Genomic DNA, 8,528 nt, shown 5'->3' with positions numbered 1-8,528 from the left:
TCCCTTTTTTCAGAACTCATCTAAACTAGGCACATATGCATTGTAAGTAGTGCGTCAACGCATATTGGACTTTTGACATCCTTGGGAGAGGACTTCTATGAACAAAGCAGGGAAGGTTTTTTCTGCGAACTTGGTCAGACTGATGGCAGTCAGGCCAGACCTCGATACGCAGGTGAAGGTGGCCCAGGCATCTGGTGTGGCCCAAACCACCGTTGGCCGGATACTCAGAGGAGATGTCTCACCAACCTTAGACAACGTGGAGAACATAGCGAACGCCTTTGGGAAGACCACAGGCGAGATGATCAATTCAGCGTACAACTCAGCAGCCGAAATTGCATACGACAGAGTAAAGTATTCGAAGCTTCCGAAGGAGGAGAAGTCACGAGTTGAAAGCTACATAGAGCACGCCATTAGGGAATACGACGCTGTCTCAGCGAGAGAGCNACAGGCGAGATGATCAATTCAGCGTACAACTCAGCAGCCGAAATTGCGAGCACGCCATTAGGGAATACGACGCTGTCTCAGCGAGAGAGCAGCGAGAGTTCAACCATGCTGGCCGGACGCCTGTCGCAACAAGCTCAAAGAAAGCGGAAGGACCGGAGAGCCCGACATTCAATAGCAATGGAACAACACCAATCTCGCGAGGGGTCAAGCGACGTAAGGCTGGATAACGTAGTCAGCCTGGCCGCCTACCGCGAAAAACACAAACCACCGGAAGAAGCCGCACCCGAGATCCTTTTCTCCATCAAAGATGGTGACTTGCATCACGACGTCAAACACATCAAGCCCTCGCATGTGCCGATCATGCTCCAGGCGATGTCCGAGATGTCGGCGAAGTTGACCGCGTTCATGAACGCGGCGAAAACTGCGTCGTGCATCGCCCTATTTTTGACGTACCTGTACGTCGATACGACTTACTGGCCCGCTATGGCGGCCAGCCCACAGACGCCAACTCATGCGACGAGAGACCTCGCAGAAGGTCGAGGCGGAAATATGCATAAATGGCTTGCGCAAGACGCATCCATGCTCTAGTATTCCCCTCATACCAAATGCGGACCCGCCGGGCAGCAATCCACCGGCGATTATTTTGCCCGACAATATGCATATATGGCTTTATTGCAAGCCATGAAGGGGTGGCGATGGACCAGCAGTGGTACGAGGAAAGCGGCCGTCAACAGGAATACGAGGAATGCTATGGGGCAGACCACTGAAACGATGGGGCTATGGAATTCGGTCTTCGAGACCGACCCGGCCCACACGAAGGATTTCTCCCGCTCCGGCGGGTTCAAGGGCACGGCGATCAATCCGCTGTACCTGATCAAAAAGGCGACCGAGCTGTGGGGTCCGATGGGCACGACCTGGGGCCCGGAGATCGTCAGCGAGCAGATCCTGATCGGCGCGCCGATTGTCGTCAACAACAACGTTGTCGGGCACGAGTCTGTCCATTGCGTGCAGATCAAGCTGCGCCACCCTGGCGGCACGGTGCCGGCATTCGGCCAGACCACGTTCGTCGGCCGGAACAGCAAGGGCACCTTCACCGACGAGGAGGCCCCGAAGAAGTCGCTGACCGATGCCATCGGCAAGGCCCTGTCCTGGCTCGGGTTCTCGGCCGACGTGCACATGGGCATGTACGACGATAGCAAGTACGTCAACGACATGCGCGCCAAGTTCGGCCACAGTGACGCCGGCGACCAAGGCGGCCAATCCGGCGGCGCCGACGGCATGCTGTCCGGCCAGGCTCTCGGCAAGCACATCAACGAGACCGGCAAGAAGGCCGAGAAGTGCAAGACGCATGCGGAGCTGGAGCAGTTGTGGGCCGAAGCATCCGCCGGCGTGTCGGAGTCCGATCAGAAGAAGCTCGCACTGCCGTTCAAGAAGCGCCGGGCCCAACTCAATCAGCAGCAACAGCAGGCATAACGATGGCATCCGTCAACAAGGTAATTCTCCTCGGCAACCTGGGCGCCGACCCTGAGACCCGGTATATGTCCAGCGGCGACGCGATCACGAACATCCGTCTCGCCACGACCGACCGCTACAAGGACAAGCAGACCGGGGAAATGAAGGAGTCCACCGAGTGGCACCGTGTGAATTTCTTCGGGAAGCTGGCCGAGATCGCCGCGCAGTACCTGCAGAAAGGCGCATCGGTCTATATCGAGGGCCGCATCCGCACGCGCAAGTGGCAGGACCAATCCGGGCAGGACAAGTACAGCACCGAGATCGTGGCCGACCAGATGAAGATGCTTGGCGGGCGCCAGGACGGCGGAGGCGACACCGGCGCAGCCTCGCGCAACGGCGGCGCCGATCGACCGCAGGGCAACCGCGGTCAACGCCAGGCCCCGTCGAACGGGTTCGAAGACATGGACCCGGACATACCCTTCTAGCCATGTGCACGACAGCCCGAGCAGCCCGCCAGCGAGCCGAGTCTGACGGCCGCGTGCTGGCGGCACTGGAAGCCGCCGAAGGGAGCCGCCGTGACATCGCCCGGTTTGCCAGTATGAGCGAGCAGACCGTGCAGAAGGTCGTGCAGCGCCTGAAGGCTGAGGGAAAGGTTCGGATCGCCGACTACGAACGGACAGTGAGTGACTGGCGGCCGATCTATGGCCTGGGCGATGCGCCGGATGCCAAGCCACCGAAGCCGCTCACATCGCGGCAGATTAACCAGAACTACCGCCGGAAGAACCTCGCGCTGCTGCGCGCGAAGGCTCGTGTCGCAACCGGCTTTGCAGCTTTCTACCAACAACTAGCGAGGACATCATGAATCAGTTTTTCGACATCGAGACGTTGCCGTGCCTTGACCAGAAGTTCATCGACGAGCTGCGCGCCGCGTCGACCAAGGAAATGCAGGCAGCAATCGACGCGATCGCAGCGCCGGGCAACTACAAGGATCCGGGCAAGATCGAGGAATGGATGGCCACCGAAGGCGCCAAGAAGGAAGCGGCCATCCGCGCCGGCGCCGATGCCGGCATCGACGAGGCGCACCGCAAGACCAGCTTCGACGGCGCCATCGGCCATATCTGCGTGATCGCCGGCGCGTTCGACGACGACACCCCGCGGGCATTCTATTCGCCGGACAAGGCCGCCGACCTGGCCGAGGCCGACGTGCTGCGCGAGTACTTCGCCTATCTGTCGGACCACTACCGCGCCGCCACCAGCCGCAAGCCGCGCTTCATCGGCCACAACATTTCCGGGTTCGACCTGCGCTTCATGTTTCAGCGCGCCGTCGTGCTGGGCGTCAAGCCGCCGCCCTTCATCCCGTTCCACGCCAAGCCGTGGGACGACGTCATCTTCGACACGATGACGTACTTCGCCGGCGTAGGCAAAAGCATCAAGCTCGACAAACTGTGCAAGGCGCTGGGCCTGCCCGGAAAATCCAGCATGGACGGCTCGAAGGTGTACGACGCCTACCTCGACGGCCGCATCGAGGACATCGCAATTTACTGCCGCGACGAGGACGTTGTGCAGACCCGCCAGGTGTTCCACCGCCTGCAGTTCATGCCCGTGCCGATGCCCGAAGTGTTCGAGCCGGAGCCCGATTTCTTTTGATGAAAATATGCATTTATGGCTTGTGATGTAGCCACGTAAGGCATATAGTTTTCCTGCGGGCCGCAGTCGGACCTCTCCCACCGACCAGCACCTTCCCTGCGCCGCGGCCCGCACCCCAACATAACGATACGAGGACACGATGAACAGCACCGAGCGCGAGCCCGTGATGCACGAACTGAAGTGCGACCGGGGCCCGTTTCAGGACATTCTGAGCGGCCACAAGAAGGCCGAAGTGCGGCGCGACGACCGCGACTTCCGGGTCGGTGACACGCTTAACCTGCTGGAGACCGTCAACACCGCCGAAGAAATGCGCGCCGGCGCGCTGCTGGAGTTCACCGGCGGCCAAGCACTGAAGGCGATCACGCATGTCCAGCGGGGCTACGGCCTGCCCGACGGTATCGTCGTGCTGTCGTTCGACGAAGGGCACTTCGTGCCGGCCTCCGCCCCGATCTCTACCGAGCCGGAAGAATGCTGGTCGCACGACAACGAGAATTTCAACTGCAACAGCCTGTGCGATCTGCTCGACAGCTACGGCGACCAGTTGAAGCCTGGCATGACGGTCTACGTTGGCACGGCAAATCGGCCGACGGCCAAGTCGCTTTGCCGCGCTGGCGACGTCATCGACCTGATCGGCGATCGCGCTGCGGACATCGGCGGAGACTATGCCGGCGACTTTCCCGATGTCGACAAGGCTGCCGTAGCTGAACTGGGGGCGCTGCTTGAAGGCTGGATCGAGAAGCACTGCCTGCCGGCCAACTTCTACGAGGTCTCTGGCGTGCGAAAGCACGTGCTGACGGCCGACGACCTGGCCCCGCGCGAGCAGGTGCAGGGATGAAGTCCCCGTCCATCCGCCAGCCGTGGGCCTGGCTGATCGTCAACGACCACAAGGCCAACGTGATGGAGCGCGTGCAGGCCGCGATCAAGGAGTCAGCGTGAGCGGGTTCATCGGAGAGCCGCGTATCTCGCCGGCACGAAAAAGCGTCGAGTGGTATACGCCGAAGTGGATCTTCGATGAACTGGGGATTTCGTTCGACCTTGACCCCTCCAGTCCGCACGACATGGAGACGGCGGTACCGGCCGCGAAAAAGCTCACGATCTACGACGACGGGCTGAAAACGCAGTGGGCCGGGCGCGTATGGCTGAATCCGCCCTATGGGCCGGCGACTGGAACGTGGATGGGGCGCATGTCTGCCCACGGCAACGGTATCGCCTTGGTCTTCAGCCGTACCGACGCATCGTGGTTTCAGGATGCCATGCGCAAGGCGACGGCGGTGCTATTCATGGCTGGCCGCGTCTCCTTCGTGCCTGGCAGGGAGAACCTGCACAAGGCCGGGCGCAGCGGAGCTGGTACCGCACTGTTTGCCTTCGGCGAGGACTGCGCCAACGCATTGGCGCGCATGAGCGCCCGCGGCATTTTCCTGCGCATGGACGGCCAGCTATGAACACACCGACAGTCGGGCTCACCGGCGCTGCTGAGATCCTGCACGTCCACCCGAAGACCGTCGAGGACCTGATCCGCGCCGGTACCATCCCGGCCGGCAAGGTCGGCCGCTCGTGGGTCATGATGACCCGCGACGTGCTGGCCTACGCCGAAAAGCTCATCGTCGCGCAGACGGCCGAGCGCCTGGTCGCTGCGCGCCGCAGGACTACCAAAGCGCCGCCGCCAAGTCTGAGCCGCGCAGGTTAGCGTAGCGCATCATCATCCGGTGGCTCTTGTGGCCGCTGATCTTCATGATCTGGCTCTCGGACAGGTTCGTTTTCTCGAACAGGCGGGACACCGCCTCATGCCGCAGGTCATGGAATCCCAGCCCCTCGCACCCGGCCTGCCCGAAGATGTCGTTGAACCGCTTCGACAGGTAATCCGAGACCTTGGCGCGCGCCTTGGGCGATGCTTCACCATTCCACCACGGGAACAGCAGGTCTTGCGGGTGGCTGGCCGGGATATCCCGCTCCTCCAGATGCTCAGTCAGCAGCGCCAGCGCGACGCTGGATAGCGGCACCTGGCGCTTGTCCCCGTTCTTGGTCTTCTCCAGAAACACCGTGCGCTTCTTCAGATCGATCTGATCGACCGAGAGCGTGTACATCTCCGACATCCGCATTGCCGATTCCACGGCGAGCACGAACAGTGCCCGGTGCGCCCTGGGGTATTCCAGCGTCAGCGGCCTCTGCTTGCGGGCCAGCACGCCGCCATTGATGACGGCGAGGATCCGATCGTACTCGCTAGGCTTCCCGGCCGCCCCTGGCTCCAGCCGCCTGTCGCGCTCGATGTCCTGGCGCTTGACGCCGGCGGCCTGGGTGTCGGCCTTGCTGTATTGGGCATAGCCGTCTGGCAGCGTGCGGAATGGGTGGTCTGGCAGGGTCAGGTGCCCCTTGCGCATGCCCCAGTCCGAGCAGCGGGCCAGCGCACCGATTCGGGCACGGATGGACGCGGGCGCCAGCTTCTCGAACCGCTTCATCTCCGCGATGATGCCGTCGACCCACGCGGCGTTGATCTTGGGCAGCGGCGTATCGCCCCAGCGCTTCAGCGCGGCGTTCAACGCGCCGACGTCCTTGGGGCTGGGGTGCGCCTCGCGCATGAACTCGCGCGCGAGTTGTTCCAGCCGGACGATGCGCGACTCGGGCTTGAACTCGGTCGGCACGATGCCGCGGTCGAGCAGAGCCTCCAGGCGCTCGGCGTACTGGTCGCCCTCCTCCTCCGTTGCGAAGGTCAGATACAGGGGCTTGTCGAGGACGCCCGCGCGCTTGAACGTGTACTGCCAAGTACCGTTCGGGAATTGCTTCTTGCCGGCCATGAGGTACCCATCCGTGTGATTTGCGAATCTACGCCCTGCACAGAGATAGTATAGCTGGTAGGCGGCTCTATTTGGCTGGTAGAGGCTCCGCTAGGCTCCGCTTGAAGCCGGTACGACGGGCAACAAAAAAGGACTTAGATCGCTCTAAGTCCTTGATTTGTTTGCGATCCAGAGTGGTGGGTGCTGAGGGGTTCGAACCCCCGACCTACGCCTTGTAAGGGATTAGAATCTCCTTACAAATCATCTGTCTGTAGCCTCCACCTACCCGGCGTTACCGGCTGCTGTAGTGCAGGGAGACCGAAGTATAGCGGCATGATTTCGTATGCGCAACTGCATTTCAATCTGTGCCCGGCTCCCTCACATACGACTCGCACGAGGCGAGGGGTACATACTGGCTGTAATTGCAATCCAGCCGCATGCGAGGGTGCGGATATTCCTGCACCACCGTGACAATGACCCGAGAGCAGGTGCGGCAAATCCACTCCTCCCCTATACAGTAGGAGGGTATTGGTTCGATCGGGGGTTGAAAGCCGGTGCCTGCCATGCCCCGACTTTATAACAGACTGCCGGGCTTCCACCGGCACCGCATTCGAGCGTTGGCGCGCCCGACGCTTGCGCACATCTGACTATGCCAGGTTCCCCCAGCACTGCGCGCCGCAGGTCGGACTGTCTCATCCCACGTCCGAGGTAGGTATGGAACCACGCCCACATTTCCGCCTGGGCGTGCCCGGTGAGACCCCGGGAATCATCGGCGGCTTACTCGGTACTGCGCAGTCGCTGGTAATAGTCCTGCCAGCCGTTCACCTGCTCGCGCCACTTCCGGCACTCGGCGTAGTTGTCGGCGATGGTTTCGGCGGCGGCAGAGGCGACAACTCCCGCGGCCTCTCCATCAGACTCGGCGGGGGCTCCGGCAGGTTCACCAGCGGCGGCGGCGTCGTGCACGCGGACAAAGCCGCGAGGCACAGGGAAACGGCGATCAGTCTCGGCAGAGACATAGACAGGCACCTCCTTCACGATCGTTTCGCCCTTCTCTCGAACGATCTGGATCCGGTCTCGATACTGGATCTCGACCTTCGTCACCACTCGCTCGCGGGCCTGCTGTACCTGCGTCGCCTTACTTGCCTGGTCGGCGACGTAGGCTGAGAACTTGGCCCCCTCGATGCGCTCGCCGTCCAGCCGGCCGAGCAGGTACAGCGCCAGCGCGGCGGCGGCCAGCGCTGCCCACTTCACCCACGGCGGGAGAACGACGTCGCGCAGCATCAGGTGTTCGTGATGACGGCGATCTTGTGGCCGGGCGTCACGCTGAAGACTTCCGGCACGTTGGCGGCGAGGCGCATCTTCGCGGCCGTGGCCGTTGGCGCCGCGCCGACATCGATCGAGCAAACCGCGTCGGCAATCACGCGCACATAGCGAGTGCTCGCGCCCAGCGCGCCGGACAGGACACTGCCGGCGCCGATGGCGACGGTCTGCTGCGCCACCGGCGGCAGCGGCAGCGCCTCGGATGCGTTACCGTTGTGCGCCTGGGTGCGGCCTTCAAACTCGGTGATATAGAGGGTTGCCACGTTGACTCCTTAAATCGAAACTCGGTTGGAGACCCAGCCGTACACAAACGTCTCCTGCGACGGGTTGCGTTCGGCGATCTCGATGTACTTGGCGCCCTGCAGACAATTCAGCATGGTCAGCAGGACCCGGTGCCCGGCGATCCCGCGCACGGCAACGAAAGCGGACAGTGCCTCCACCGTCATCGGTCCGACCGAACCATCCGGCAGCAGGTCGGCGAAGTCCTTGCCCTGGCGGTTCAGGACGTTCAGGCTGCGCTGCAGGAACAGGCCGGCGGTCGACGTGCCACAGTTCACTCCGGTATCGAACATCTCCAGCGCGACGGACTCCGACACAGTGGCAACGGCATCCAGCCGGTTGATGTCCCAGTACCGGCGCCGATAGATCGCCTTGGCGATGTCGATCGGCATGTCCTTCATGTCGCCCTGGTAGCCAGCAGCTCGCGCGACACGTTCGGTAATGCCGTACTTGGTCGGCCCGCCAAGGTCCGCAGGGTTGTTGGAGTAACCGCCTTCAATGCCGACGGTGTGCTCGAAAGCTTTGTCGAATGCGTTCATGCCTGTGAGCATAGGCATATCCGGCTCAACCTACAGATTTTTGACTGGCGATGCATTTCCAGCCAAAATCGCTTCA

General features: G+C 62.0%; 13 protein-coding genes. 9 read left to right on the top strand and 4 right to left on the bottom strand.

What is annotated here, in order from left to right; genetic code table 11:
- The first annotated feature begins 97 nt into the window (after positions 1 to 97).
- The 9 genes from I8N66_RS34170 to I8N66_RS34130 all read left to right on the top strand — a co-directional run bounded on the left by I8N66_RS34170 (position 98) and on the right by I8N66_RS34130 (position 5,230).
- Complete coding sequence (locus I8N66_RS34170; protein ID WP_291164016.1) at positions 98 to 457, top strand: helix-turn-helix transcriptional regulator; 360 nt, start codon at positions 98 to 100, stop codon at positions 455 to 457.
- Positions 454 to 1,032, top strand: coding sequence for a hypothetical protein (locus I8N66_RS34165; RefSeq protein WP_291164012.1), 579 nt, complete (start codon positions 454 to 456; stop codon positions 1,030 to 1,032). Before I8N66_RS34170 ends, I8N66_RS34165 begins: the two co-directional genes overlap by 4 nt.
- Before the next feature lie 162 nt (positions 1,033 to 1,194).
- Positions 1,195 to 1,917, top strand: coding sequence for a hypothetical protein (locus I8N66_RS34160; RefSeq protein ID WP_291164009.1), 723 nt, complete (start codon positions 1,195 to 1,197; stop codon positions 1,915 to 1,917).
- A 2-nt stretch (positions 1,918 to 1,919) separates the two neighbouring features.
- Positions 1,920 to 2,381, top strand: coding sequence for a single-stranded DNA-binding protein (ssb, locus tag I8N66_RS34155; protein ID WP_291164006.1), 462 nt, complete (start codon positions 1,920 to 1,922; stop codon positions 2,379 to 2,381).
- Positions 2,382 to 2,434: 53 nt separating this feature from the next.
- On the top strand, positions 2,435 to 2,758 hold the full coding sequence (locus I8N66_RS34150) for a hypothetical protein (protein ID WP_291164003.1): 324 nt from the start codon (positions 2,435 to 2,437) through the stop codon (positions 2,756 to 2,758).
- Positions 2,759 to 2,838: 80 nt separating this feature from the next.
- Positions 2,839 to 3,543 (top strand): hypothetical protein, encoded by a 705-nt coding sequence (locus I8N66_RS34145; protein WP_291164000.1) that lies wholly within the window; start codon positions 2,839 to 2,841, stop codon positions 3,541 to 3,543.
- A 139-nt stretch (positions 3,544 to 3,682) separates the two neighbouring features.
- A complete protein-coding gene (locus I8N66_RS34140) occupies positions 3,683 to 4,378 on the top strand; it encodes a DUF3850 domain-containing protein (RefSeq protein ID WP_291163997.1) in 696 nt (231 codons plus the stop codon).
- 97 nt (positions 4,379 to 4,475) lie between these two features.
- On the top strand, positions 4,476 to 4,985 hold the full coding sequence (locus tag I8N66_RS34135) for a DNA N-6-adenine-methyltransferase (RefSeq protein WP_291163993.1): 510 nt from the start codon (positions 4,476 to 4,478) through the stop codon (positions 4,983 to 4,985).
- Complete coding sequence (locus I8N66_RS34130; RefSeq protein ID WP_291163990.1) at positions 4,982 to 5,230, top strand: helix-turn-helix domain-containing protein; 249 nt, start codon at positions 4,982 to 4,984, stop codon at positions 5,228 to 5,230. The genes I8N66_RS34135 and I8N66_RS34130 overlap by 4 nt, the downstream gene beginning before the upstream one ends.
- On the opposite strand, the gene I8N66_RS34125 is transcribed toward I8N66_RS34130, so the two are convergent.
- The 4 genes from I8N66_RS34125 to I8N66_RS34110 form a co-directional block, all read right to left on the bottom strand.
- Positions 5,190 to 6,335, bottom strand: coding sequence for a site-specific integrase (locus I8N66_RS34125; RefSeq protein ID WP_291163987.1), 1,146 nt, complete (start codon positions 6,333 to 6,335; stop codon positions 5,190 to 5,192). The two genes, I8N66_RS34130 and I8N66_RS34125, sit on opposite strands and share 41 nt — an antisense overlap.
- A 756-nt stretch (positions 6,336 to 7,091) precedes the next feature.
- Positions 7,092 to 7,595 carry a hypothetical protein gene (locus I8N66_RS34120; protein ID WP_291163984.1) on the bottom strand — a complete coding sequence of 168 codons (504 nt, stop codon included), beginning with the start codon at positions 7,593 to 7,595 and terminating at the stop codon, positions 7,092 to 7,094.
- Positions 7,595 to 7,897, bottom strand: coding sequence for a hypothetical protein (locus I8N66_RS34115; RefSeq protein WP_291163981.1), 303 nt, complete (start codon positions 7,895 to 7,897; stop codon positions 7,595 to 7,597). The genes I8N66_RS34120 and I8N66_RS34115 overlap by 1 nt, the downstream gene beginning before the upstream one ends.
- 9 nt (positions 7,898 to 7,906) lie before the next feature.
- A complete protein-coding gene (locus tag I8N66_RS34110; protein ID WP_291163978.1) occupies positions 7,907 to 8,470 on the bottom strand; it encodes an N-acetylmuramidase in 564 nt (187 codons plus the stop codon).
- Positions 8,471 to 8,528: the final 58 nt, after the last annotated feature.

The sequence above is a fragment of the Ensifer sp. SSB1 genome (genome assembly GCF_016652895.1).
GTDB lineage: Bacteria > Pseudomonadota > Alphaproteobacteria > Rhizobiales > Rhizobiaceae > Ensifer.
The sequence above is the reverse complement of the archived record's forward strand: the minus strand, read 5'-3'. Positions and strand labels throughout refer to the sequence as shown.

Coding starts and splice junctions, on each gene's coding strand:
- I8N66_RS34165 (WP_291164012.1), top strand. CDS start 454: ATGATCAATTCAGCGTACAACTCAGCAGCCGAAATTGCGAGCACGCCA.
- I8N66_RS34160 (WP_291164009.1), top strand. CDS start 1,195: ATGGGGCAGACCACTGAAACGATGGGGCTATGGAATTCGGTCTTCGAG.
- ssb (WP_291164006.1), top strand. CDS start 1,920: ATGGCATCCGTCAACAAGGTAATTCTCCTCGGCAACCTGGGCGCCGAC.
- I8N66_RS34145 (WP_291164000.1), top strand. CDS start 2,839: ATGCAGGCAGCAATCGACGCGATCGCAGCGCCGGGCAACTACAAGGAT.
- I8N66_RS34140 (WP_291163997.1), top strand. CDS start 3,683: ATGAACAGCACCGAGCGCGAGCCCGTGATGCACGAACTGAAGTGCGAC.
- I8N66_RS34130 (WP_291163990.1), top strand. CDS start 4,982: ATGAACACACCGACAGTCGGGCTCACCGGCGCTGCTGAGATCCTGCAC.
- I8N66_RS34125 (WP_291163987.1), bottom strand. CDS start 6,335: ATGGCCGGCAAGAAGCAATTCCCGAACGGTACTTGGCAGTACACGTTC.
- I8N66_RS34120 (WP_291163984.1), bottom strand. CDS start 7,595: ATGCTGCGCGACGTCGTTCTCCCGCCGTGGGTGAAGTGGGCAGCGCTG.
- I8N66_RS34110 (WP_291163978.1), bottom strand. CDS start 8,470: ATGCCTATGCTCACAGGCATGAACGCATTCGACAAAGCTTTCGAGCAC.